Source organism: Maridesulfovibrio sp. (genome assembly GCF_963666665.1).
Lineage (GTDB): Bacteria > Desulfobacterota > Desulfovibrionia > Desulfovibrionales > Desulfovibrionaceae > Maridesulfovibrio.
The window spans coordinates 2,540,500-2,566,438 of sequence record NZ_OY762999.1; the positions used below are offsets into that span (position 1 = coordinate 2,540,500).

17 protein-coding genes are annotated in these 25,939 nt (G+C 49.2%); 9 read left to right on the forward strand and 8 right to left on the reverse strand.

Features of this window, described 5'->3' with window-relative positions:
- Positions 1 to 36 precede the first annotated feature (36 nt).
- Positions 37 to 1,032, forward strand: coding sequence for a glycosyltransferase (locus ACKU40_RS11740; protein WP_320172984.1), 996 nt, complete (start codon positions 37 to 39; stop codon positions 1,030 to 1,032).
- Positions 1,033 to 1,150: 118 nt separating this feature from the next.
- Here the strand turns inward: ACKU40_RS11740 and metC are convergent, their stop codons facing one another.
- From metC to ACKU40_RS11755, 3 genes are all read right to left on the reverse strand, one after another.
- Entirely contained in the window at positions 1,151 to 2,311 is a 1,161-nt protein-coding gene (gene metC, locus ACKU40_RS11745; RefSeq protein WP_320172985.1) for a cystathionine beta-lyase, read from the reverse strand.
- A 105-nt stretch (positions 2,312 to 2,416) separates the two neighbouring features.
- A complete protein-coding gene (aroB, locus tag ACKU40_RS11750) occupies positions 2,417 to 3,502 on the reverse strand; it encodes a 3-dehydroquinate synthase (protein WP_320172986.1) in 1,086 nt (361 codons plus the stop codon).
- The gene (locus tag ACKU40_RS11755; protein ID WP_320172987.1) at positions 3,502 to 4,593 is read right to left on the reverse strand and encodes a bifunctional 3-deoxy-7-phosphoheptulonate synthase/chorismate mutase type II; all 1,092 of its coding nucleotides are present in this window, start codon (positions 4,591 to 4,593) and stop codon (positions 3,502 to 3,504) included. Before ACKU40_RS11755 ends, aroB begins: the two co-directional genes overlap by 1 nt.
- A gap of 468 nt (positions 4,594 to 5,061) precedes the next feature.
- Here ACKU40_RS11755 and ACKU40_RS11760 point away from each other — a divergent pair, with 468 nt between their 5' ends.
- Positions 5,062 to 5,502 carry a flavodoxin gene (locus ACKU40_RS11760; protein WP_320172988.1) on the forward strand — a complete coding sequence of 147 codons (441 nt, stop codon included), beginning with the start codon at positions 5,062 to 5,064 and terminating at the stop codon, positions 5,500 to 5,502.
- A gap of 85 nt (positions 5,503 to 5,587) precedes the next feature.
- On the opposite strand, the gene ACKU40_RS11765 is transcribed toward ACKU40_RS11760, so the two are convergent.
- Positions 5,588 to 5,989: an Hpt domain-containing protein gene (locus ACKU40_RS11765; protein WP_320172989.1), complete on the reverse strand. Its 402-nt coding sequence runs from the start codon at positions 5,987 to 5,989 to the stop codon at positions 5,588 to 5,590.
- Positions 5,990 to 6,260: 271 nt separating this feature from the next.
- On the opposite strand from ACKU40_RS11765, the gene ACKU40_RS11770 reads away from it, so the two are divergent.
- The 3 genes from ACKU40_RS11770 (at position 6,261) to ACKU40_RS11780 (ending at position 10,483) form a co-directional block, all read left to right on the forward strand.
- A complete protein-coding gene (locus ACKU40_RS11770; RefSeq protein WP_320172990.1) occupies positions 6,261 to 8,186 on the forward strand; it encodes an ATP-binding cassette domain-containing protein in 1,926 nt (641 codons plus the stop codon).
- 175 nt (positions 8,187 to 8,361) lie between these two features.
- A complete protein-coding gene (locus ACKU40_RS11775; protein ID WP_320172991.1) occupies positions 8,362 to 9,723 on the forward strand; it encodes a potassium transporter TrkG in 1,362 nt (453 codons plus the stop codon).
- Between the two features lie 97 nt (positions 9,724 to 9,820).
- Positions 9,821 to 10,483, forward strand: coding sequence for a TrkA family potassium uptake protein (locus ACKU40_RS11780; RefSeq protein WP_320172992.1), 663 nt, complete (start codon positions 9,821 to 9,823; stop codon positions 10,481 to 10,483).
- On the opposite strand, the gene ACKU40_RS11785 is transcribed toward ACKU40_RS11780, so the two are convergent.
- Entirely contained in the window at positions 10,480 to 11,460 is a 981-nt protein-coding gene (locus ACKU40_RS11785) for a tetratricopeptide repeat protein (RefSeq protein ID WP_320172993.1), read from the reverse strand. The genes ACKU40_RS11780 and ACKU40_RS11785 overlap by 4 nt on opposite strands.
- Positions 11,461 to 11,640: 180 nt before the next feature.
- On the opposite strand from ACKU40_RS11785, the gene ACKU40_RS11790 reads away from it, so the two are divergent.
- The 4 genes from ACKU40_RS11790 (at position 11,641) to traT (ending at position 19,755) form a co-directional block, all read left to right on the forward strand.
- Entirely contained in the window at positions 11,641 to 12,444 is an 804-nt protein-coding gene (locus ACKU40_RS11790; protein ID WP_320172994.1) for a glutaminyl-peptide cyclotransferase, read from the forward strand.
- A 49-nt stretch (positions 12,445 to 12,493) separates the two neighbouring features.
- Entirely contained in the window at positions 12,494 to 16,669 is a 4,176-nt protein-coding gene (locus ACKU40_RS11795) for an acyl-CoA dehydratase activase (RefSeq protein ID WP_320172995.1), read from the forward strand.
- Between the two features lie 99 nt (positions 16,670 to 16,768).
- On the forward strand, positions 16,769 to 19,003 hold the full coding sequence (locus ACKU40_RS11800) for a trypsin-like peptidase domain-containing protein (RefSeq protein WP_320172996.1): 2,235 nt from the start codon (positions 16,769 to 16,771) through the stop codon (positions 19,001 to 19,003).
- Positions 19,004 to 19,014: 11 nt separating this feature from the next.
- Positions 19,015 to 19,755: a complement resistance protein TraT gene (gene traT, locus ACKU40_RS11805; RefSeq protein WP_320172997.1), complete on the forward strand. Its 741-nt coding sequence runs from the start codon at positions 19,015 to 19,017 to the stop codon at positions 19,753 to 19,755.
- Between the two features lie 41 nt (positions 19,756 to 19,796).
- On the opposite strand, the gene ACKU40_RS11810 is transcribed toward traT, so the two are convergent.
- From ACKU40_RS11810 to ACKU40_RS11820, 3 genes are all read right to left on the reverse strand, one after another.
- Positions 19,797 to 20,378: a hypothetical protein gene (locus ACKU40_RS11810; protein ID WP_320172998.1), complete on the reverse strand. Its 582-nt coding sequence runs from the start codon at positions 20,376 to 20,378 to the stop codon at positions 19,797 to 19,799.
- Between the two features lie 177 nt (positions 20,379 to 20,555).
- Positions 20,556 to 22,655 (reverse strand): FecR domain-containing protein, encoded by a 2,100-nt coding sequence (locus ACKU40_RS11815; RefSeq protein WP_320172999.1) that lies wholly within the window; start codon positions 22,653 to 22,655, stop codon positions 20,556 to 20,558.
- Between the two features lie 241 nt (positions 22,656 to 22,896).
- Complete coding sequence (locus tag ACKU40_RS11820; RefSeq protein ID WP_320173000.1) at positions 22,897 to 25,926, reverse strand: hypothetical protein; 3,030 nt, start codon at positions 25,924 to 25,926, stop codon at positions 22,897 to 22,899.
- Positions 25,927 to 25,939 lie beyond the last annotated feature (13 nt).

A 25,939-nucleotide genomic window follows, 5' to 3' on the forward strand; every position in this document is an offset into this window, starting at 1 on the left:
CTTTCAAAGAACAGGATAAATTGCTACTTTCAGCTTGTGAGTAAGCAAGAACCCAAAATAATCGCATGGATCGGCAATACTTTTTTCCGGACCGGAATGGATGCGCTGGGCTACAAGACCGTCCACATTCCAATCCGGGGACAGCAGGTATTCACCTGGCAGGACATCCTTGAAAAAACCGGATCGAAACCATTTGCCGTGGTTTATGCCGACCGGTCTATCGCCCCGCCGCTGGCCGGTGTGGAGAACTATCCCTGCCTGACCATTTTCCACTGCATAGATACCCATATACACAGCTGGTATCCATTTTATGCCCAAGGGTTCGATATCTGTCTGGTCAGCCTGAAAGATCATTTGGACCGTTTCACCCCAAGATTACAGAAATCCCGCCTGCTATGGTTTCCGCCCATCGTCATGGACTATCATGTTCCATCCGAAGCCCCAAAAGAATGGGACCTGCTCTTTGTAGGTAATGTAAGTGCGGAATTGACCCCGGAAAGAAAAATTTTTCTCGATAAAGTAGCTGAACATGTACCGGGCCTGCACATTACCAAAGGCGATTTCAGCAAACTTTTTCCCAGAGCAAAAGTAGTGCTCAACATTGCCGAACGCGGCGACCTCAACTTCCGGGTATTTGAAGCCCTCGCCTGCGGCGCATGTCTGCTGACTCCCAAAATCGAAAACGGGTTCTTTGATCTCTTTGAAGATGGAGTTCATCTGCTGACCTATGAACCCAACAATGTTGAAGATCTTCTGAAAAAATATAACCTTCTAATGGCTGACGAAGAATTACGTGAACGTCTTGCCCGGCAGGGCAATGAATTGATCGAAAGCTCGCATCGTATAATCCACAGAGCGCAGACTTTGCACAATGTAATTGAAGAAATGGATGTAGAAGCGGCCATCAAAAATCGTCTTGCTGCAGCACCTGAACTGCGACGAAATTTCCTCAAATCGCTCTACCTGCACTGGGCCGAGGAAGTTGGAATACCTGAATTTCAGAAGATTTATTTGGAAGCTGCTAAGAATTGATTTGATGAGCTTCGCGCTTTTTTGAAAAGATTAATCCTCCTGCGGTTCTCTGGACTCTCCTAAAACTTTAAGTATGCTTCGCTCCCAGCGCGAAAAAACGAAAAGAGAGAAAGCTATACTATCTCAACCGCTCCAGCCCCTGTGCCAGATCAGCCTTGAGATCTTCCACATCTTCCAGCCCGATATTCAAGCGGAATATTGTTTTACCTTCGTAGCCGAAATGGTTGGTACGCCGGAACTTACCGCCGGTGATCAAACTCTTGTAACCGCCCCAGCTGTAGCCGAGGCCGAACAGTTCAAGGTTATCCACAAACGGGGAATGATCAATATCTTCATATTCATCCTTGAGCGTAAAAGCGAACAGGCCGCTTGACCCTTTGAAATAACGCTTCCACAGATCATGCTGGGGGTGGCTTTCAAGGGCCGGATGAATCACTGAATCCACCATTTCATGACCTTCCAGCCATTTTGCAATCTCAAGGGCAGCTTCTTCATGCGCCTTGAGACGAACTTTCAAGGTCCGTAGCCCGCGCAGAGCCTGATAGCAATCTTCCTGAGCAGCAAAGACTTCGAAAAGACCACAGCATTTTGCGAAAGCATCCCAGCTCTGCTCATTGGTGGATACCGAGCCAAGCAGGATATCTGAATGTCCGGTGATGTATTTGGTGCAGGACTGGATGGAAACATCCACACCATGCTCAAAGGGATTGAAATATAAAGGAGTGGCCCAAGTGTTATCGATGACGGAAACTACACCCTTTTCACGGCAGATTTTTGTAATTGCCGGAACATCCTGAATCTCAAGGGTATTTGATCCGGGTGATTCCATGAAAAGCAGGGCTGTATTATCGCGAATGTATTCAGCTACCCCGGCCCCGGCATCAGAGGGCAGGTACTCAGCTTCAACTCCATACTTGGAAAGGAAACCATCGCAGAAATGACGGGTAGGACCGTAAACATTATCGCAAATCAGGATATGATCACCCTTCTTGGTGTAGGCCATGAGCACCATGGCAATAGCGGCAATGCCGGACTGGAAAGTTTTGCAGCCGTGCGCACCTTCAAGTTCAACCATGGCAGCTTCGAAAGCTTTCTGCGCAGCCAATCCGCTGGTGCCATACTCAACACCATCGAATTCACCCTTGTTCGCCTTGAGCATGTCTGCGTAAGAATCAAAAAGCACAGTGGATGCACGGTGCATGGGTGGATTAATAGTATTTATAGTTTTCAGGGACTCATCTTTGCCCGCATTGATCAGCTTGGTGGAAATATCTTTCATGGGAACTCCTTGTTGTTTCTGGCCCAAAATATAAAGCGGGAAACTGGAAAAACAACCAGTTCCCCGCAAATATATTAGAGAAATGCCGCCCTAGGCATCATTTCTTCATATATTCTTTAATTCAGCTTCGATCAATTCAAGCGGAAAGTCCTCGCGTACAACTGCATTGCCCAATCTATCAAGACCGACAATCACAACCTGTCCCTGCTTGACCTTCTTGTCCTTCTTCATTAGCTCCATGATCTTGGCAGGCTCAATGTCGAGCTTTCCGGTGGCAAGACCGAGCTTATCCATGAGTTCTTCATGCAACGCAAGGTCCTCGGCCGCAAGCATCCCGGCCTTGTGACAGGCTCGGGCGACAATGCGCATGCCCCATGCAACGCACTCACCGTGAGATATCTTGTATCCGGCGAATGTTTCGATAGCATGGCCTACGGTATGCCCGTAGTTAAGGATACGGCGCACCCCGCCCTCTTTCTCGTCACGGATGACTACATCGGCCTTGATCTCGCAACAACGAGCCACGACCTTAGCCATTACCTCACGGTCAAGTGAACTCACCTTATCCGCATTGGTGGATAGGTAATCAACCAGCTCGCGGTCGGCAATAAAAGCGGTCTTAACCACTTCGCCAAGCCCGCTGAGAATTTCCCGCCCCGGCAGGGACTCAAGAGCCGAGATGTTGGTGTAAACCCGCTTGGGCTGATAGAACATGCCGCAATAATTTTTCCAATGCTTGATGTTCACCGCCACCTTGCCGCCAACGGAGGAATCAACCTGTGAAAGCAGGGTTGTGGGGACCTGCACGAAATTAATGCCGCGCATGTAGCTTCCGGCAACATAACCGGAAAGGTCACCGACCACTCCGCCGCCAAGGGCTACAACAACATCCTGACGTGTGATTCCGGCTTCCAGCATGGCTTCGAGCAGAGAACCGAAAACATCAAGGGACTTGCTGTTTTCCCCGGCATGGACAGTAAGCAGCAACGGATCAACATCTGCAAGAGCGAGCTTTTCTACCAGTGCATGACCGAAAAGCTCGCGGGTATTTTCATCGCAGATAACTACAGGAGTATGTCCGTACTTCCTTGCCTTGAGGTCAGCGACCACTTCATCCATAACGGAGTAGTCCACGCTGATCTCATAGGAATTATCGAACTCCCCGCGCAGCTCAACATTGACCTTGGGCATTACTTTTCCCCGGCCAGAACACATTCCTGCTGACGCAGGGATTCTTCGTGGATGTACTGGAAAATACGGAGCATGAAATGTTCATCCATTCCGCGGGCAACACCTTCGCGGGTGCGCTTTTCAACTGTCTTCTTCCACTGGTCAGGCTGCAGGAGAGCAATACCGCGCTCACATTTCATTTTACCGATCTTGCGGCCCAGAGCCATACGCTCGGCAAGAAGCTCAACAATGGCGTCATCAATTTCCACAAGGCGGGCACGCTTGCTTTCCATCTGCAGAGCAAATTCTTTATCTTCTGCAACAGGATACTTAACTTCCAGACCGGCGAGTACTTTACCGAGATCTTCAGGAGTAAACTGCTGTTTGCTGTCGCTAAGGGCCACATCAGGATTAATGTGGGATTCGATCATCAGACCGTCGAAAAGCAAATCAAGGGATTTCTGGGCCACTGCGGGAATCAGTTCACGCTTACCGCAAAGGTGGCTGGGGTCACAAATGATAGGCATGCCATCAGTGCGGCGGCGCAGTTCAATAAAAATTCTCCAGTTGGGAGCATTACGGTATTCACTGGGACGAGCGGAGGAAAAACCGCGATGGATAGCCCCCAGCTTGGTAACACCGGCCTTGTTGATACGCTCAAGAGCGCCGAGCCAAAGTTCCACATCAGGGTTGATGGGGTTTTTTACCAGCACAGGGATGTCGGTACCCTTAAGGGAATCAGCCAAAGCCTGAACCGCAAAAGGGTTAACAGTGGTTCTGGCACCGACCCAGATCATGTCTACACCGTACTTGAGGCAAAGCTCGACGTGCTCAGGAGTTGCGGTTTCGCAGGAGATGGGCAGCCCGGTCTCCTCTCTGGCTTCAACCAGCCATTTGAGACCTTCCTCACCCATGCCCTCAAAACAACCGGGACGGGTACGCGGCTTCCAGATACCTGCGCGCAGCACATGCACGCCTTTATCTTTGATACCGCGGGCGGTTTCGAGAAGTTGTTCGCGGGATTCCGCGCTACAGGGTCCTGCAATAATCAACGGACCGTCGTTGTTGAACCCCCAGGAATCCAAACCGGTTACATCAAGTTGTACACTCATGGTAGTGACCTCCGTAATATTTGAAGTTGAAAAGAAGTCCGGGCCGGTTTGATGGCGCTAGATAGAAAAATACTGCAAAGATGAAATCTGAATATAACAGACTATGCAGAAAACAGCAGGAAAAATCGGCCGGGATAAAAAGGAAAGCACCGAACACGAAAGATTATGTAAATCTCACGCAATCAATATCAATTTGTAAATGAAGTTGGACCTTACACCCTGCCGGGGAGGCAGGACCCGATAAAGCACGGCAGGCCTTCAATGGCGCGGGCCGGGCCGAGAGATATCGGTCAGTCTTAAGGAGTGCATAACACCACTCAGGCGCGGCGTAAACACTCAATTACCTCTTGGCTGACATTTTCATGGTTTCTTAACATTTTTATAAATTGATATTGACTTTGAATTTCACCATCACTACAAACTAAAACAACGTTATCAAACCGATTACAGACTTATAAGGAGAACACTATGTCCAAATCACTGATCATTTACGGCTCAACTACCGGAAATACTGAAACAGCTGCCGAATACGTGGCTGAAGCCTTTGAAAACAAAGAAATTGAAGTGGAACTTAAAAATGTTACAGATGTCAGTGTTGCAGACCTTGGCAACGGATACGACATTGTACTCTTCGGCTGCTCAACCTGGGGCGAAGATAAAATTGAGCTTCAGGACGACTTCATCCCTCTCTATGACGCCCTTGAAGAAGCTGATTTAAAAGGCAAGAAAGTATCCGTGTTCGGATGCGGTGATTCCGATTATACTTATTTTTGCGGAGCAGTAGATGCCATCGAAGAGAAACTCGAAAAGATGGGTGCTGTGGTTGTAGGTAACAGCCTCAAGATCGACGGCGACCCGGAACGTATTGCCATCACAGAATGGGGCAAAGAAATCGCGGACAAGATTTAAACTTACTCCCCATATATTCAAAAAAAAGCCCCCGTACTGTTTAAATTCAGTGCGGGGGCTAAAAATGTTCTGTATCGATTTGGAGCTAATTTTCACCAGCCAATGCACGCTGCACTGAAACCTCAAGCATAGTTTTCTGCAAACGGATACTTTTAGTATTGCTATTGAGCACATCTTCGGTAAGGGAGCGCAACTTATCCACTGACTCCAGTGAGGCGGTAATGATAAGCTCTGTGGGGATTAAACCCTCGGAACGAATCATTTCCAGAACGTTTTCCAGCTTGTGGGACAGTTCTTCAATTACAGACAGCTTAAGCAGGTTTGACCCGGCCTTAATTGAATGCGCGTCACGGAAAATTGAGTTAATCAATTCCGGAGTAAGGTCTGAAGGGCTGTTCTCCAACTGCAAAAGACCGGTCTCGATATTATCAAGCCGTTCCAATGTTTCATCCTGAAAGATGTCCAGTAATCTATCGCCAGTTCTCATATTATATATCCCGCCCGCTCTTACAGCGGGGGTTGAAAATCAAAATGAAAGACTCCGAAGGAGCTATGTTATGGGTTATCTGCCCTATGCTTAAACTTTCGTCAACAGATTGTAACTCAAAGCGCTGCTTTTAAGGGCCTAGGAACAGACTTCCCTTTTTGGCGGCAAAATTCTACACTGCCGCCCTCAAGTTCGGAATACCAATGAAATTAATAATACTTATCTTTAATTATATTATATTTTTAATCAAGTATAGTGCGGAGTTAAACTAATGGCTTTGATGAGTGTAAACGATGTTTCCATGACCTTCGGCGGCCCCCAGTTGCTGGATAAAGTTTCCTTTCAAGTGGAAGAAGGGCAACGGATATGTATTGTAGGCCGTAACGGTGAAGGTAAATCAACCCTGCTCCGCCTCATGAGTGGAGACCTCGTTGCTGACAGCGGAAACATCTCTTATCAGAAAGGAGTCAGCGTTGCCCGCCTTTCCCAGAAGGTCCCGGAAGTACTGAAAGGCACCATCTTTGAAGTAGTTGCCGGGGGCCTCGGCGATCTGGGCGCTGCCCTGACCCGCTACCATACCGTCAGCCTTGAGGTTGCCAACGGCGGCGATATTTCCAAACTTTCCGAAGTGGAAGAAATTATGGAAAAGCATGGCGGGTGGGAAGCCCTGACCACCATTGAGATGGTCATCTCCCGCCTGTCTCTCAGTGCTGAAATGCGCTTTGAAACCCTCTCCGGCGGTCTGAAAAGACGAGCCCTGCTGGCTCGATCCTTGGCTTCCAAACCGGATGTACTGCTTCTGGATGAACCTACCAACCATCTTGATATAGACTCAATCGCATGGCTTGAAGAATTTCTGGTCAAGAACATCCGCACTCTGATCTTCATCACTCACGACCGCATGTTCCTGCGCAAGATCGCCACCCGGATCATTGAACTGGACCGCGGCAACCTCGCAGACTGGTCCTGTGATTACGACACCTTCCTCAAACGCAAGGAAGAGCTTCTTACCGCAGAAGAAAAGAACTGGTCCGAATTCGACAAGAAGCTGGCCCGCGAAGAAGTATGGATCAGACAGGGCATCAAAGCCCGCCGCACCCGTAACGAAGGCCGCGTGCGAGCACTGAAAGAATTGCGTGAAGAACGCAAACAGCGCCGCGAACGGACCGGAAAAGCAACCATCGAAATTCAGGAAGCAGCACGCTCCGGCAAGGTTGTCGCTGAAACCGTAAACGCTTCCTACGCATGGGACGACAAGCCTATTTTCAAAAACCTCTCCACCTCCATTATGCGGGGAGACAGAATCGGTATTATCGGCCCTAACGGTGCAGGCAAAACCACCCTGATCCAAGTGCTGCTGGGAAATCTCAAACCGGATTCCGGTACAGTGAAGCTCGGCACCAAGCTTGAAATTTCCTATTTCGACCAGCACCGCGAACAGCTCGACCCAGATAAATCCGTGCGCGACTCCGTAGCTGACGGCAACGACACCGTGACCATCAACGGCCGGAACAAGCATGTCATGGGTTATCTCAAGGATTTCCTGTTCTCCCCGGACCGCGCCAACTCCCCGGTTAGTGTCCTTTCCGGCGGGGAACGCAACCGCCTGCTTTTAGCCCGTTTGTTCACCCGTCCCTCCAACCTGCTGGTAATGGACGAACCTACAAACGACCTTGACGCAGAAACCCTTGAACTGCTCGAAGACCGGATCATGGAATACCCCGGCACAGTGATTATCGTCAGCCATGACCGTGTCTTTCTAAACAACGTGGTTACCGGAACTCTAGCCTTTGAAGGCAATGCGCAGGTCAACGATTACGTTGGCGGTTATGATGACTGGGTTCGCCAGCGTCAGCAGCCCGAAGAGGAAGTAAAACCCAAGTCTTCCAAGCCCAAACCGAAGAAAACCCCGGACGCCCGCCCGGAAAAACTCAGCTACAAGGAACAGCGCGAATTCGAAGCACTGGAAGTTGAGATTACGGAACTCCCCGGTAAAATCGAAGAGCTGGAAAGCTCCATCGAAGAAATGCAGAATCTTATGGCCGACCCGGAATTTTACAAGAAATCCGGCGAAGAAATGGCCGCTGCTCAAGCAAAGCTCGAAAGCCTCGAAGCTGAACACGAAACCACCTTCATGCGCTGGGAAGAAGTAGAAGAGAAATTGGAAGAGTACAGAAAAAGGACAGGACAGATTTAAACGCCTCCGGCGGCTGGGGAAGGGGAACTTTTCCAAAAGTTCCCCTTCCCCAGACCCCATCCCCTCAAAAAGTTTCAATAAGCTTCGCAAATAGCTAGCAAGGACCACTTTCAAATTTAGCCCTGCATAGCTTCACAACTTGCCATATTTAACGCTCAAGCGTAAATAGAACTATATGAATTCCAAAGCGACTTCTCCTTTCTGGGTGCCCATTTACGCATTTCTCGCTACTATTTTAATTGGCGGGATGCTGCTGAAACTGGATATTTGCCATCCGGGAAAGGAACTTACATTTCTTGATGCTGTTTTTACGGCAACCTCGGCGGTCTGCGTAACCGGACTTGCTGTAGTGGATACCGGGACCTTTTTCAGCCGAACCGGGCAGAGCGTGATTCTCTTCCTGATCCAGTTGGGAGGACTGGGAATTATGACCTATGCCAGTCTGGTAATTTACCTGCTGGGAAAAAAAGTCAGTGCCTCGGACCGTTTAGCTGTCAGCCAGACCTTGATCCATGACCCTTCATTCAATATCGGCAAATTTATTGTCGGCGTGGTCACGGCGGTGCTGTCTATTGAAGCTCTGGGAGCCTTGCTGCTTAACCGCATGGACCCGACAGGATTCTACCCGTTCTCGGCGGTATTTCATTCCATTTCGGCTTTCTGCAACGCTGGCTTTTCGCTTTATTCAGACAGCCTGACAACTTGGAAAAACCATCTGGGAATCAATGCCGTTTTCATGGCCCTGATCATCATGGGCGGATTAGGCTTCTACGTCATGACCGAGCTGTGGCATAAATTCATGAACTTTGTGCGCAGACGCAAAGGAGAAATTTCAGCTCATACTTTAAGTTGGCATACCCGCATTGTTCTGGAAACAAGCCTTTTCCTGATCGTAGTCGGCGGTCTGGCCATCTTTTTTGCTGAAAGCCTTAAAGTCCATGTAGTCCAAGGTGCCGAGATCAATGAAATTGCGGCTCTGTTCCAGTCCGTAACCTGCCGCACTGCAGGCTTTAATACCATGGACATTTCCGGGCTGACCAACATTTCCCTGCTGACCATGATCGGCCTGATGCTTATCGGCGGTTCACCGGGATCATGTGCGGGCGGCTTGAAAACAACCACCTTCCGTACCTGGATCGGATTCATTATTTCCAAGGTCAAAGGGCATTCACAGGTCAGAGTCGGCTGGTACGCCCTCACTGAAGAAAGTGTTAACCGCGCCCTGACCCTGCTGACCATTGCCAGCGTTATCCTCGGCTCGGCAATTATCCTGCTAAGCGTCACTGAAGGAAGCCATCTGCCGCACAACGAAGTGCGCGGACATTTCATCGAAATCACTTTCGAAGCAATCTCAGCCTTTGCCACAGTAGGACTCTCCACCGGAGTAACCCCGGACTTGAGCGGACCGGGCAAATCTATCATAATAGCCTTGATGTTCGTTGGTAGATTGGGCCCAGTTTGGCTGCTGACTGCAATCAACAGCTGGCAGAAAGAACCACGCTACAGATTACCGGAAGACGATTTACCGTTAGGATAAAAACAAATTTCACATACAACTCGGCGAAACCAACTAAAAGAGTTTGGGATTCTTAAACCCTTTTGCAAAAGAGTTTAAGACGCCGGAGGCAAATAATATGGCAAAAGAAAAAATAGAAGTAGGCGTTATCGGCCTTGGTAAATTCGGTCTGGAGCTGGCCTTGAACCTGCGTAAGCTCGGCCATAATGTTGTTGGCGTCGACACCAGTGAAGAGCGGGTCAAAGCAGCCAAGCCCTACCTTGCACAGGTATTTCAGGCTGACGGCACCGATCCCAAAACACTGGAACAGCTAAGCTTTCAGGATTTCAACTACGTGGTGGTTTCCACTGGCGACTCTTTGGAAGCCAGTGTGCTGGTTGTACTCAACCTGCAGGAGATCGGGGTCAACAAAATCTGGGTCAAAGCCATCAGTGTGGCACATGAGAAAGTACTCAGCAGAATGGGCGTGGATTATGTTGTTTTCCCGGAACACTTCGCAGCGAAACAGCTGGCCCATAAGCTTTCCACTCCGGGCATGATCGAATACCTTTCCATGGGTAATGATATTCTGATCAAGGAACGTCAGGCCGCGGACTGGGCCGGAAAGACCCTCATAGACCTCGACCTGACCAATAATTATAAGGTACAGGTCATCGCCATCCGCAAAAACGGCTCGGAAGAATTGAACTTCGTCCCCAAAGCCAATGAACCTCTGGGTGAAAATGATGTGTTGATTATGATCGGAGCGCGGGAAAACCTGCTTAAACTACCGGACAATTAAAGATCATCGACCTTATAAAGATCTTTTTCGATTTCCTTCATCTGCATATCCTCCTCTTCAAGAGCGATCATGCGATCCCGGATTTCATGGGTCTTTTCAATGGCATCATCAAGTTCCACCCCTGCGGCAACCTGCATCTTGCGTAACAGGTTCAGGATGTCGCTGCGGAGGGTTTTGCCGTTCTCCCCTTTTCCCATTTCACGAAGCATGGATTCATCTTCTTCAGTTTTCTTTATCAGGTAATGGCAGAATTTCTGAGCTTCCTGAACACCACGGTTCTTTTCAAGACACATGGTCAGATAACGGAAACAATTCTCCCAGTCCCCTGCTTCGTAATGGGTGCGGGCAATATTGAAGAAAAGATTTTCATCAGCACTATCCAGATCAACTCCCCGATTATAGTACTGCAAGGCTTCACGGTACATGCCGTTCTTGCGCATGGATATACCGAAATCATTGAACATATGCTTGTGTTCAGTCTTAAAGGCGGACTTAAGCTGCAGGACTTTTGCAAATACTTCCTGCGCCCGTTCAACATCACCTTTCTCAAGATAGGTCAGACCGAGGCCAAAAGTTGCGCGGACATTTTTTTCATCCACAGCCAACGCATCGGCGTACTCCATTTCCGCGCTGTAGAACTCGCCCTGTTCACGATGGGCTTCCCCCCTGCTCAATCTATTATCCTGCTGCTCCATGGCAGGTCGGACATGCTGCTGATAGGAATCAAGCTCAAGAGTATAATGTGCGGCAAACTCCCCGCTGCTGATAACCTTGGGGTCGCCTGAAGGGACCCAGTTTTCATTCAAAAGCAGCAGCTCAAAGCTTTCGTCATCCAGTTTGCTGGCTAACCAGAATTTCTTGCCTTTTATTTTATGCGAGTCGGAACGCAGGGAAACCACCGTAACGAATCCGGTTTCCTCTTCGGTTTCCTGCTCGACAGGAGGAGTGTAGTTGAATAATGATGATTCAGCGCTCATGGAGTAAGCCTCCGGGGACCCCGGCAAAAACGGGATCGGGCTTGTAATTGTTGCAGACCCCTCATCTACACCAGCTTGATCGGCATTTAATTCATTTCCATTTAGATTTCCAGCGTCTAAAGAAAAATAGAGATTTCTGTAACTGGAACTTCACAAGGAAATTGGCTAAACTTCACCTTAATGAACAAATACCGTCCAATATTAATTTTAATTACCACCATCTTTATATTGCACTTTTTCGGGCTAAAAAGCTACGCCCGAGAAAGAACAGACGCACCACTAATTGAATGCAAACTGCTCAACCAGTTCCCGCATGATGATACGGCTTTTACTCAGGGATTATTATACCACGACGGCTACTTATACGAAAGCACCGGTAAGCACGGACGCTCTTCCCTGCGCAAGGTGGAATTGGAAAGCGGCATAGTCCGCACCATGATCAAGAACGACAAAGAAATTTTCAGTGAAGGGATATGTTACTGGAATAACAAAATGTATCAGCTTACATGGCGGTCCGGTAAATGTTTCATATATGACGCAGCTTCCCTTGCTCCCAAAGGCTTCTTCAAATACAAAGGTCAGGGGTGGGGGCTGACCGCAGACGGACAGTTCATTTACCAGAGCAACGGCTCGTCGGTGATTACCTTCAGGGACCCGTATGATTTTGCACGCATAAAAAGGCTGCAGGTAACAGACGGCATTGCCAATATCCACCTCCTTAATGAACTTGAGTACATAAACGGCCTTATTTTCAGCAATATTTGGAAACAAGACCGCATAGCAGTCATTGATCCCGAAAAAGGGAAAGTCAAATTCTGGCTTGATATATCTTCGCTGCGTCCCCTTGCCGGAAAAAACGCCGAAGCCGCCAACGGCATCGCATGGGACGCTGTCGAAAAAAGGCTCTTCGTGACCGGAAAATTCTGGAATAAGGTTTTTGAAATTGAACTACCCGCACTTGAAAATCAGCCCGCGTCAAACTGATAACATGATAATTTCACTGGGCATTTGCGCCGGAGCCTCCTCCGTCAGCATGATTCTGACCGGAAACGATAACGGCAGGATTGAAATTCTAAAATCAATTTCACTGAACCACGAAGGAAATCCAGCCCAAACAGTCATTAAGGCTTTACAGGAACTGGACATTCCCGAAAATATTCCGGCGGCAGTAACCGGACGCAAATTCCGCCATCTGCTGAACCTGCCGACCATTTCCGAACCGCAGGCCCTTGAGACAGCCCTTGCACATCAAAATTTCGTTAAAGACGGCTACCGCACGATCCTCAGCGCCGGAGGGGAAACCTTCATGGCCTACCTGCTCGATAATGCCGGCAAGGTCGAAACAGTACACACCGGAAACAAGTGCGCCTCCGGTACCGGAGAGTTTCTGGTCCAGCAGCTGGGCCGCATGGGTCTGAACCTCAATGATATGTCAGACATGGAAATGAGCGAACCGCACAAAGTCTCCGGTCGTTGTTCCGTCTTCTGCAAAAGCGACTGCACCCACGCCCTGAACAAGGGAGTTGAAAAAGAAGCGGTGGTCGCCGGACTGGCCCGCATGATGGCCGGGAAATGCATAGAACTGCTGCGCAAGCTGCCAGCTGAAAAAGTAGTCTTGATCGGTAATTGCTCCCAAAACAAATTCATGGTCAATGAACTGCGCCGCGAAATTCCGGAATTGCTTCTGCCCGCGAACGGACATTGTTTCGAAGCTCTCGGCGCAGCAATCTGGGCAGCTGAAAACGGCACAGTCCTTCCCGAAGACTGCCGCACAATTATTCGCAAAGGTGACACAGCATTCACTTTTCTGCCGCCGCTTAAAGACTATACAGATTCCGTCAAATTCCATGAAAGCTCAAAGGCGGAATTCATCTCCGGTAACAGACTGGCCCTAGGACTTGATGTAGGTTCAACCACAACCAAAGGCGTGCTTCTTGATCTGGAGCGAACCGAGATTGTTGCTTCCTGCTATTTACGTACAGACGGCGACCCCATTGGAGCATCGCGGAGGGTGTACGCAGAACTGGCAAGCCAGGCTCCCGCCGGAACCACCGCCGAAGTTATGGGTGTAACCGGATCGGGCCGCAACATAGCCGGACTGCATGCGGGTACGGACGGAATCATCAATGAAATTACCGCCCACGCCACTTCCGCCGTTCACTACGACCCTGATGTTGATACAATTTTCGAAATAGGCGGACAGGACGCGAAATACACATGGCTGAAGAACTCGGTCCCTTGTGACTATGCCATGAACGAAGCATGCAGCGCCGGAACAGGATCATTCCTTGAAGAAAGTGCCAAGGAAACGCTTGGCATTGCTGTAACCGACATTGCCGAAATCGCATTCAAGGGGACAAATCCGCCCAACTTCAACGACCAGTGCGCTGCCTTTATCGGCTCGGACCTGAAACTTGCGGCGCAGGAAGGAGTCCCGCTGGAAGATATGGTTGCCGGACTGGTCTACTCCATCTGCATCAACTACTCCAACCGCGTTAAAGGCAACCGCACCGTGGGGCAGAAGATTTTCATGCAGGGAGGGGTCTGCTACAACAAAGCCGTACCAACGGCCATGGCCGCACTGACCGGGCAGGAAATCATCGTCCCGCCTCATCCGGGATTGACCGGCGCATTCGGGGTTGCTCTTGAAGCCGCCAAGCGGGTCGAACTGGGCTCTATTAGCACAGGGACATTCGATCCTTCTGAGCTGGCCGAGCGCGAAGTAAGCTACAAATCCCCCTTCACCTGCAACGGGGCCGGGCGGGATTGCGATCTCGGCTGTACCATTGCCCGCATTGAAGTTGAGGGGAAGACCTTCCCCTTTGGCGGTATCTGCAACCGCTTTGATAATTCAAAGGTAGCCAAAGACACCAAGCCCGGAGAGGACCTTGTCCTCTGGCGTGAGAAACGGGTTTTCCGTGATTTGAGCGAACCCGAAGAGGGTCAAACGGTCATCGGCATGAACCGCTCACTGCTCATGAACACGTGGTTCCCGCTCTTCAACACATTTTTCAAAGAGATGGGCTTCGGGGTTCGCCTGCCTGAGAATTTCGATCCCGATGCCATTGAACAAAAAGGCGCCCCCTTCTGCCATCCGGTGGAACTGGCCCACGGCGGCCTTGGCGAATTGCTGAAACTTGAGACTGATCATATTTTCCTGCCCCACCTGCGCTCCATGCCGCTTAAAAGCGGAGACCGTTCCTGTACCTGCGTACTGGTTCAGGGTGAGCCATATTATTTGAAATCAGCCTTCCCTGAGTTGGAAAAGCGTTCTCTGCTCACCCCGGTCATCCATATGCAGGACGGGGAAGAACAATTGCGCAAAGCCCTGCTCCGGACCGCCGCCAAGCTGAAAGTAGGTGTTCAGCAAGCCTTGGATGCTCTTGAGGCGGCAATTGCCGAGCAAGAACAATTCTTCACCGACCTGCGCGTTAAGGGAGAAGAATTTATGGCCGCACTGGATGATAGCAGCCTACAAGCCATGGTTCTTTTCGGCAGACCATACAATGCCTTCAGTTCATGGGCCAACAAATCAATTCCTGCCAAATTTGCCACCCGTGGAGTTGAAATAATTCCCTGCGACATGCTCCCCCGCAGCGAAAAATGCGGCAACGAGCTGAACATGTACTGGGCCACCGGGGAACTGATCATGGATGCAGCCAAGCTGGTGGCGGAGCACCCCAGACTTTTCGGCACATACATCACCAATTTCTCCTGCGGCCCTGATTCATTCCTGCTCGGTCATTTCCGTACGATCATGGGCCGCAAGCCATCGCTGACCCTTGAATTGGACAGCCATACCGCTGATGCAGGAATCGAAACCCGCATTGAAGCCTTTCTCGATATTGTAGATGGTTTCAGCCGTCTGGAAGAGCCGCAGGATTCCACAGTCCGTCCTTTCCGTGCCGCGCGTTGCGAAGTGCGTAACGGAATTACCGGAATCACTGACTCCAGAGGCAAATGGTATGCGGTGAACGATCCGGCTGTAACCCTAATCATTCCCAGCCTTGGCGAAATCAGCACCGATTTTCTGGCAGCATCCATGCAGCGCGATAACATCCGCTACAAGGTACTCTCCCATGCCAGTGAAGCCGCCCTGAAAATGGGCCGTAACAATTCATCCTGCAAAGAATGCCTGCCCTTGCAGCTTACCGCCGGAGCCCTGCTGGCACACCTCGAAAACCGTGACGAAAATGAAATCGCCCTCTTCCTGATGCCCAAGGCCAAGGGGCCATGCCGTTTCGGGCAGTATTCCGTGTTCATGAACGATCTCATCGAGCGCTTGGAAATCCAGAATCTAGCCATTTTCGCGCCCAGCTCCACTGACGGGTACGGCGGACTAAGCACTGGTGTCACCCTCGGCATGTGGCAGGGTATTGTCACCGGTTCTATTCTTGAGGATATCCACGCCACCATTTGCACGGCAGCAAAGGACAAAGACTCGGCCCTGAAACTTTTCTGGCAGGTACGTCAGGAATTACTGGACGGCATGGTCAACTGGAAGCAATTTTCCAAAACCCTGCGCAAAGCAGCTATCGATCTTTCCACTATCAAACTGGCTAAACCGGTGTATGAGTATCCGGTTATATCGCTGTTGGGTGAAATATACGTCCGCCATGATCCTTTGGCTAGGCGCAACCTGCCGGAAAGCCTTACTGAGCAGGGTTTTATTGTCCGCGTAGCTCCGGTGCTGGAATGGATGAAATACACGGACTGGCTGAACCGCAACAGCATCGAAGGAAAGGCCGGGGTCAAGACCCTGATCACCCAAGGCGTGAAATCTTATTTTGAAAGTCGCATCCGCCATATCCTTGCAGACAGCGGACTGCTCTTCTACCCCGGACCGAATGTGCGCCAAGTGGTCAGCCACGGCAAGCCGCACATTTCCGAACAGTTGACCGGAGAGGCAATTCTGACTGTGGGGGCATCCCTACATGAAATCATGTCTCCATCCTGCGGAGTCATCTCCATAGGACCATTCGGATGCATGCCCTCGCGGGTTGCTGAAGCTGTACTCAGCGAAAAATTCCGGGCCGGGTCAGCGGGTAAAAAAGCGACCTCCATACTTGGAGAAGACTCGCGACTGCCCTTCCTGGCCATTGAAACTGACGGAAATCCATTCCCGCAACTCATCGAAGCACGGCTGGAAGCATTCTGTTTACAGGCCAAACGGTTGCATAAACGCATGTCTCCGACTGGAAAATCTTAAAATAATACCGGATCAGTTCTTCTTGATATAGCACAAGCTATCATGGTACCACCTCTCAGGGTAAATTTAAGCGGAAACGCTTGTCTGGGGAGGAAAACTTTGCATAGAAGAATTGTCGGTATGGGGCTGTTGATATTGCTCATTGCAATCTGCGGGTGCAGGACAGTCAGGTCAATAAGAACCAATATCAAAGAAACTGTAATCTCCTCCCAACCGGAGGATAAGTTTTCGCAGGCACTGGACCGGAACAAATTTTCAGAGGCTGAACAAATATGGCTGGATAATCAGGATTACTTTCTTGAAAAACCGAAGGCCATGGACGAGATAACCAAAGCTGCCTCGGATTTAAAAAAACGTTACCGTCCAAAAATTTCCGCTGCCACCACCAACCTTCTTTCCATCCACTGGCCCGAAAAATCCTCAAAATGGACTTTAATCCGCCTTAAGCTGGACAATGCCCGTGATTTGATCGACGAAATCGAATCCAGCAGCATACTAAACGATCTGGGCCAAATTCCTCCCGGCCTTGATAAGCTGAAAAAGAACTTCCACGAAAAAGAATCAAAAATCAGGGACGATGCACAGGCCCAGTTCAAGCAATATCCACTGCAGACCGGACCGAACTTTTTTTCCCTCTACCCCGTAAAGCTGGATGAAGAAAAATTCCTCAAGTCACAAGCCGCCCTGTTGGAGCAGTCCGTAGCATCAGCCAACGGAAAAGGTGTGCCGCATATGATTAAGGAATACGGTAACATCATCCCTGCCGAGACCATGCGCAACTTGGAAGGACAATATTTCCGGGACCTGCTCAAAAAAGAAGCTAAAGGTAAGAAACCTTCTTTCCGCGCGGTTATCAAGGCCATGAATGAAGCCAAGAGGTCAGGCTTCCCTGTAACCGAAGTTCCAGACTGCAAGATCGCCTTTGTACGTGTTACCAGTAAAACTTTAATGCAAGAACATGGCATCGAATTCGGGCTGGGTTTTGATGTGGATCTGCCCATGCAAACCGAGACACTGGCCAAAACATCCATGTTCAATTCAAAGACCGCCAAAGATGCGGACGTTGTTATCCTGATCAACGAAGTTGTATCCAGAATCGACCGCAAGACATTCCGCCCCAAGGCATACAGCAGCAAGAATATTGTCGGATACACAGAGGGATACAACCACGCATATGATCAGGCCCAGCTGCGCCTTGAACAATTAAAACTGAAGCGGCAGGAGCTGAACGAGCGCAACAACTCACATATTTTGGGCTGGTTCGGTGCTAATGACATCACCTCCGCTGCTCATATGGCGGCTCAGGAAGAAGAAAAATACAACGAGGCTGTAGCTAATGCCACAAGCATTCCGCGAATGATCGACAAGCCGATTTATGAAAACTACAGCTTCAGCGTTGTGCCGCTACGCACAACTAAAGTTGCCTCGGTGCAATATGTAATCATAGATCGCAAGTCTCACACATACTTCACTGATTTCTTTGATATTGTTCAGGAGAAAAATTTCAAGATAGCTTATGGCATAAACATAACAGACCCAGACCGTGACAAACATGAAATAAACTTCAACACGGAAAAACAGCTACGGGGATGGGAAAGACAACCGGTTGCCGTGCGCCTATCCGACATGCTCAACTATTATCTGGATCACAAAGAAAAGGACAAAAAGTATAGGAGCATGGCCCGGATACAGAACATAATCATAAACAACCGCAACAAGGCACTGGCTGAATTTTTCAGCAATGAATACGGCTCCGACACTGGAAATGATCCACGCTATGATTCTACTGTCATGGTCCAGAGTCCGGACCGCAGAGGGACTGGCAGCGGTTTTTTTGTCACCGACAATATTATCCTTACAAACTACCATGTTGTCGAAGACAACGAATTTGTGGAAATTAAATTGCACAAAAACGTGGAAGCCTTCGGCAAGGTAATGGCCTATGACCTTTACCGAGACCTCGCTCTGGTAAAGATAAATGCCCACGGCAAGCCTGTTAGATTCTACACTCAAAATATGCTTCCCGCAGGTGTAACTCTTGAGGCAATCGGACACCCCAAAGGATTTCCTTTCACCATAACCAGAGGTGTTTTCAGCGCATACAGAAAAAGGCCGAGCAAATTTCTACACTCACGCCGTATGGTTCGTTATATCCAGACAGACGCGGCCATTAACTCCGGCAATTCAGGAGGACCGCTGTTTTACAAAGATAAGGTTGTAGGTGTTAACACATGGAAAAAGATCGGAGAGGACATAGACAACCTTGCCTTCGCAGTCCACTACGCTGAAGTAATCAAATTTCTTGAACAATACGGCATCAAATACCACAGATAAGGAGCCTTGAATTGAAAAAACGCGTTTTCATCCTAATGGCAGTGGCAATGCTCGCAGCACTGGTACTCATGAGCGGATGCCGCAGCAAGCAGCGTATGGGCATGGTCCGCGACCAGAGTACCGGCCTGCTCTACGGCTCCATGACCAGCGGAAACTTTATGGTTGATCCCTCCCAGTTCGATACTCCGGTATTAAAGCTGACCATCCGCAACACCTCCGGTGATCCGGCAGTGAACCTCAAGGCCCTGCGCAAAAGCATTGAAAAATCATATCTAGATAAGGGCTACAAAGTAGTAGCCACAGGTAAATATTCCGCACATCTGGACATCAACCTGCGCTATTCAGGTCAGATTTCGAAAAATATGGTTGATGAAATCAGCCTTTGGGGCGGAACAGGCGGTGCCTACATGGGAGCCACTTTGGGCCGTAACCTCGATTCCATGATACTCGGTTCCGCTTCCGGTGCGGCTATAGGAGCCATTATCGGGCAATACACCACGCAGGACACCTACCTCATGGTTGCGGATGTGATACTCGGAGTCGTGGACAAATACGCTAAGAAGCGTAAAGCGGTTATCCAGTTCGATGATACCCAGATCAAATGGGAAGACGAGGACGACGGATTCATCTCATATCGTTCCCGCGAACGCATCCAAGCCGCGGTTTACGCTGGCGGTGACAATACCCCGCAAAGTAAAATCGTACGCGGGGTTACGCTAAGATTCCAAAGAATTCTGCAGGATATTATTTAAAAGAAATCAAGCCCGGACAAATGATTGTCCGGGCTTTTTTTTTACACATCATCAAAACGGGTGCGTACGTCGTTCAACCCTTCGCGATACCCTTTTGCATCGCCGTAGGGGAAGAAATGGCGGTAACGGCTGTGCACAGACTTAACCGGACGGGCATGCCGAATCGGGCACCAGTACTGCTCTGTACGGGCAGCCACCTCACGCACAAACCCGATCAAGCCGTTAAAGTAACCGCAATAGTAGCAGTTTACCTTTTCAATCAGGTTCAGGTATTTCAGGCTATGGCGGTCTATGACCACATAATCACGCCTCTTTACCCGGGGAATACCATAGACCGGGAAGCACATGAGCTGATAGAGCCAAACAGCCACATCAATCATCAGCGCAGGAATAAGCGGCATAAATATAAAGGGCAGCGTGAGCATAACCCAGACGCCGGAATCATAAACATAGTCACTCCACTTAGCAGCCAGCTCGCGGTGTGCCACACGCACCTCCGCGCTGAAGCGGACTTTCTTTTTCTGTATGGTGTAGAGGAACTCGTTTTTTTTATCACTTAATTCAACGCGCAGTTCCTTTTCCAAGACATCCATTCTACCAAGAATTTCATCAATTCTGCTCATGCGGCACCTTCCTTTTCAGTCACAGGTTCAGATACAGTATCCGGGGCAAGCCCCGGTTTCAGGTGTCATTCATTATAGTTGATAAAAAAAAAGTAAGATTGGCAAGGAAATTTGGATTGAAGACAAAAGAAAAGCCGCCTGAAACTTACTGTTTCAGACGGCTTCCTAATAACTAATTTAAACGTAAACAGCGATATCACCACCAGGAGTAGAGCTATCAACGGCAGAGATTGCGTCGCTGTCTGCATCAAGAGTTGCGATCAGCACACCGGAGCTTGAGGATCCACTTCCATCGGCATCGTAATATAATTTATGGTCTGTGGTGTCATAAATAAACTGTGCTCCGGCCCCAGTTCCTATTGAACCATTATAACTGCTAACAGAGGCAAAAGTCCAAGTTGAGTTAAATCCTCCATTACCGGAAAAATAGAACTTATCGACACCGCTTTCAAAACCGTAAACAGTATCTCCACCTTCACCGGAAACAGCAGTCGTATAGTTAAAAACATCATTACCGGCACCGCCATACAAGTGGTCTGAACCGAATCCACCTGTCAGGGTGTCATCGCCTTGTCCTCCCATCAGAGTATTGCTACCCGTACATCCGGTAATGGTATCGTTGTTGGACGATCCTATTGCATGACTAATCTCATGGAGTGTATCAGTATCAGATGTCCCAATTTTGGTTACACTACCCGAAGCAAGGTTAATATTAACGCTATTACTGGCTTCAAAGTAAGAGACCCAGTTTTCCTGACCGGAAAATCCACTCATTTCATCACTACCACTGCTGCCGTAAAAAGTAGTAGGAGCTGTCATGCTACCAGAAAGGATATCGTCATAGCTGGATCCTTTCAGAGCTTCAATACCTGTGAAATAATCCACTTCACCGTCACTAATTGCTGTTCCACCGCTGATATATGCATCGACTCCGACAAGACTATCCTCAAATGAAAGTATGTCGATTCCGTCACCGCCTGCGATGGTATCTGAGCCGGCACCACCGGAAATAGTATCATCTCCGGCACCACCATAAATCATGTCATTATCACAGTTACCATAGATTGTATCATTACCGGTATCGCCGTAGAGAACATCATTACCTTCCATACCACTGATAATATCGTTACCACCGAGACCATTGTAATAATCAACCCCGCTGGTTCCTTCCCATGTATCATCACCGCTTGTACCATAAATAAAATTGGTACCATCACCAGTGGTTACTGTTTGACCTTCTTCTCCTTCAGGGAGGTTCTCTATCAATTCATCAATAAGATCATCAGTCACTGTTTGCAGATTTTGTAATAGTTGCTGTGCGGTTGCAACATCACCACCGCCTAAAGCACCGAAAATCTGTCCAGTAATCTGTTGAATTTCACCTTCAATCACAGCAATAGGAACATCTGAACCAACAATGGCTCCAATCTCAATTGCCTGTTGAAGATTTGTTTGCGTAGCTGCAAGCCCCCCAGCAGGATCAATAACACCGATACCCGGATCAAGCACACCCTGACCGGGAATTGCCGGACCTCCGGTTTCGCCGCCTTCAGCTTCGCCTTGCTGATCTCCTTCACCCTGAGCATCCTGACCCTGTTCATCCTGTCCCTGATCCTGTGGATCGTCCTGCTGGTCATCCTGCTGCTCTTCTTCCTGACGCTGCTGCTGGATTTCCTGCTCCTGCCGGATAGCCGAGGGCGCTATATCACGGAATGAATCAAACTCCCGGGCAGTCATGGGACGCACAGAACTAAGTTGTCCGGACATGGCGATATCAACCAGCTCGCGGGGGTTGGCAATCATTCTTATTTCGCCGCTTATAGATTGGACTAGCAGAGCCTTACCGGCATGAATTTCTTCAACACCGATCTTCTGCCCGCCGCCGGGACTGATTTCACTGACAATGGTGGTACCGCGGATACCAATGGTCGCAAGAGGAGTACCGACTTGGAAGCGGTCAGGATTCTGCTCGGCAATCTTACCTGTCACCAAACGGAAGGTTCCCTGACTCATTTTGAAAAGTAGTTCAGCTTCAGATGCGGAATCATCAAAAACATAATCATCAAGGGATATTGCCGAATCAGCACCCTGAGAAAGCAGGGTATCGTCCACAAAACGAATTTCCGCTGTGCTACCCGACCCGGTTACCAGTTCTTCTCCCCGAAAAACTTCGGCACCAGCCTCAACCTGACGGATTCCGGTTTCAGAACGCAAGAAAACATCGCCGTTTGCTGCGAGAACGACACCGATTGAATTTTGATTTGCTTCAGGAGGCATAAATTCCCTCTACTTTTTACGAGTACTCCACCATTAACAAATAATAATCTATTTTAAGCCTTCAAGTCAACAAACCACATATCAACACAGCAATTAGAAGATTAACAGCAACACTCACACTCGACACAATACAGATAATAACAAACCAAGCAGCTGCAATTACATTAATTTAACCACACAGCAAACCTCATCAAAACCAACAAAACAACTCAACATTCTTAAATTACAGACGCGAATGCAATCAAGGCATCCCACTATCCACGGAGATATCACTTTCCACTACAGAATCACCGAAAACAGTAGCGATAAGTGCGTGATCGGAGCTGGCAGTACTTCCATCAGGATCATACCAAAGCTGACCGTTATCTGAATCAAAAACAAAGTAAGCGGAACCGTCTGCCGGACCGGTCTGACCATCGTAAGAAACACCTACTCCGGGAGTAACGTTGATGAAAGTGAAGTCTGAATTAAATTCTGATGAGAAGTGGAAACCATCATCTGCACTGACAAAATCAGAAAGAGTATCTCCGCCTTCGGATGTGCTTGTGTAAACAAACATATCATTTCCGGCTCCACCGGTAAGATAGTCAGCACCACCTGAGCCGTATATGGTATCGTCCCCGTCACCGCCGGTCAGCGAGTTGGAAGCGGCACATCCGTTCAGAACATCGTTGTTATCAGTACCTATGATATTTTCAATGCTGATCAGGATATCAGTATTGGAGCCTCCGGACACAGTTCCTGCCGCAAGGTCCACCTCTACAGCCGAGCCGCCTTCATAGGACACAGTATCATTACCGTCGCCGCCATCCATGGTATCACCGTTCTGACCGCCATAAATCAGGTCATCGTCGGCACCGCCACTAATGACGTCTGCGTTCTGACCACCGTAAATGGTATCGTTACCACCGCCGCCGTCAATACTGTCAGCGCCGTTGCCACCATCGATCACATCGTTACCGAGCCCACCGAACAAAGTATCAACACCCTGCTTACCGCTGATGGAATCATCCCCTTCTACACCATTATAATAGTCAGTCTTGGAAGTTCCGACCCAAGTATCGCCAGACAGTGAACCAGTTTCCCACTGAATAGCTTCTTCAATAGCTGCTCCATCCACAGTAAGATCAGAGACAACAACAGCATCACCGCTGACCTTCGTAATCAAAGTATGTCCGCCTGCATCCACTCCATTGGAATCATACCAGAGCTTACCGCCTGCATCGAAAACAAATACAGGAGTGTTGCCCATAGTCGCATCAGTACCCGTATAGTCGTTCGCCACAACATTCGCGAATACAGCAGTTTCGCTGAAGTTCTCACCGCTGAAGTCAAGGGTGTCATCTGCACTTGAAAAATTCTGCAATTCTTCGCCTGACAGACCTTCAGCTTCGACATATCGGAAGATATCCTGTCCGGCTCCGCCATCGAGGGTATCTGCCCCTGCGCCACCTTCGATCAAGTCATTACCGCTCCCACCGGTAATGGAATCATTGTCAGCACCACCCAGCAGGGTGTCATCACCAAGCCCGCCACTGATAAAGTCAGCACCGGCTGCACCGTCCAGATAGTCGTTACCGCCGAGACCGACCAGAGTATCGCTGCCGCTGGTTCCGGTTACAGTCATCCCAGATCCGTCTATGGCTTCGCCGTCCACAGTAATATCCGATGCATTGAGCTGGGCATCAATCACAGTGGTAATCAACGTATGCCCGCCGGAAGCCACGCCGTTGGAGTCATACCAAAGCTTGCCATCAGAATCGTAAACAAAGGCAGGACCGCTGCCCATAGCATTATCAGTTCCGCTGTAAGGGCCGCTAATCATAACAAAGTCTGAAGTCCGGCTAAACATTTCAGAACTGAAATCGATAGTATCATCAGCACTTGAGAAGTTTTGCAGCTGTTCGCCAGCCTGACCTTCTGCCTCGGTAAAACGAAAGGTATCCTGTCCGGATCCGCCATCAAGAGTATCAGCACCTGCTCCACCTACGATCAGGTCATCGCCGGAACCGCCGGAAATGGAATCATTGCCGGACAAACCGCTGAGGGTGTTGGCTTCGCTATCACCAACGATGACATCATCATAGCCAGACCCGACAAGATTTTCTATTCCACTCAATGTGTCATCATAAGTACCGCCTGAAACAACTCCGGTTGCCAGATTTGCGTTAACACCGCGGCCACTTACGTACAGATAAGAAACAGTATCTATTCCTGTTGAACCTATGATGGTATCACCATCCTGAAGGGCAAGTATGTAATCATTATCAGCACCACCATCGATAACATCACGCCCAGCATCACCGTAAATCAGGTCGTTACCGAAACCGCCATCAATACTGTCATCACCAAGACAGCCATAAATAGTATCATTGCCATCACCGCCCTTAAGAGTATCGTTACCTTCCTTTCCGTCTATGGTATCGTCACCGCCAAGACCATCGTAGTAATCAGTGTTCTCTGTTCCAACCCAAACATCAGCATTTTCAGTGGCATCACCCCAATCAATATTGTCTTCGGGAGTGTCATTGGGTAATTCTTCAGACGGTTCATCAGAAATTTCATCGGTTGTTTCATCGGTCGTAGGTTCCGTAGTAGGATCAGCATCTGCAACCAGTTCATCAATTATTTCATCATCAGTATCAGCGGGAATTTCTTCAGTTGAATCCCCGGTGGTATCAACGGCAAATTCTTCAATCAATTCCGCAGCAGTATCAAGATCGTCTTCAGCCAGTGCTTCAAATATTTCTTCAGCAGCAGCCAGCATGGCAGCATCCACAAGCTCCAGCCCGCCGAACACACCTTCTCCACCAGACAAGACACCTTCTCCGCCAAGAACCATTGTTTCGCCGCCCAGAACTTCGCCACCAAGTTCAGGACCAATTTCTGCGGCGGCAGGCATTTCTTCTCCAATCTCGCCTGCAACCTCACCCGGGAGTTCGCCTTCTACCTGCTGTTCGCCCTGCTCTTCGCCAGCATCTCCCTGCTCTTCGGATGATTCACCTTCTTCTTCGTTCTGTTCTTCTCCTCCCTGCTGATCCTGCTGATCCTGCTGTTCTTCCTCTCGCTGTTCTTCAATTATCTGCTCTTCTTGGATTGCAGCGGGGGCAATGGACTGAAACTGGTTGAATTCAGCCACAGTCATAACACGAACACTGCTCATCAACCCAGAACTTGCGATATCAACCAAAGCACGAGGAGACGCAATTTGACGGATGGAACCATCAATACTCTGGACCAATAAAGCCCTGCCACTATGAATTTCTTCCACACCGTGCTTTTCA

Coding starts and splice junctions, on each gene's coding strand:
- metC (WP_320172985.1), bottom strand. CDS start 2,311: ATGAAAGATATTTCCACCAAGCTGATCAATGCGGGCAAAGATGAGTCC.
- aroB (WP_320172986.1), bottom strand. CDS start 3,502: ATGCCCAAGGTCAATGTTGAGCTGCGCGGGGAGTTCGATAATTCCTAT.
- ACKU40_RS11755 (WP_320172987.1), bottom strand. CDS start 4,593: ATGAGTGTACAACTTGATGTAACCGGTTTGGATTCCTGGGGGTTCAAC.
- ACKU40_RS11760 (WP_320172988.1), top strand. CDS start 5,062: ATGTCCAAATCACTGATCATTTACGGCTCAACTACCGGAAATACTGAA.
- ACKU40_RS11765 (WP_320172989.1), bottom strand. CDS start 5,989: ATGAGAACTGGCGATAGATTACTGGACATCTTTCAGGATGAAACATTG.
- ACKU40_RS11770 (WP_320172990.1), top strand. CDS start 6,261: ATGGCTTTGATGAGTGTAAACGATGTTTCCATGACCTTCGGCGGCCCC.
- ACKU40_RS11775 (WP_320172991.1), top strand. CDS start 8,362: ATGAATTCCAAAGCGACTTCTCCTTTCTGGGTGCCCATTTACGCATTT.
- ACKU40_RS11780 (WP_320172992.1), top strand. CDS start 9,821: ATGGCAAAAGAAAAAATAGAAGTAGGCGTTATCGGCCTTGGTAAATTC.
- ACKU40_RS11785 (WP_320172993.1), bottom strand. CDS start 11,460: ATGAGCGCTGAATCATCATTATTCAACTACACTCCTCCTGTCGAGCAG.
- ACKU40_RS11790 (WP_320172994.1), top strand. CDS start 11,641: ATGAACAAATACCGTCCAATATTAATTTTAATTACCACCATCTTTATA.
- ACKU40_RS11795 (WP_320172995.1), top strand. CDS start 12,494: ATGATTCTGACCGGAAACGATAACGGCAGGATTGAAATTCTAAAATCA.
- ACKU40_RS11810 (WP_320172998.1), bottom strand. CDS start 20,378: ATGAGCAGAATTGATGAAATTCTTGGTAGAATGGATGTCTTGGAAAAG.
- ACKU40_RS11815 (WP_320172999.1), bottom strand. CDS start 22,655: ATGCCTCCTGAAGCAAATCAAAATTCAATCGGTGTCGTTCTCGCAGCA.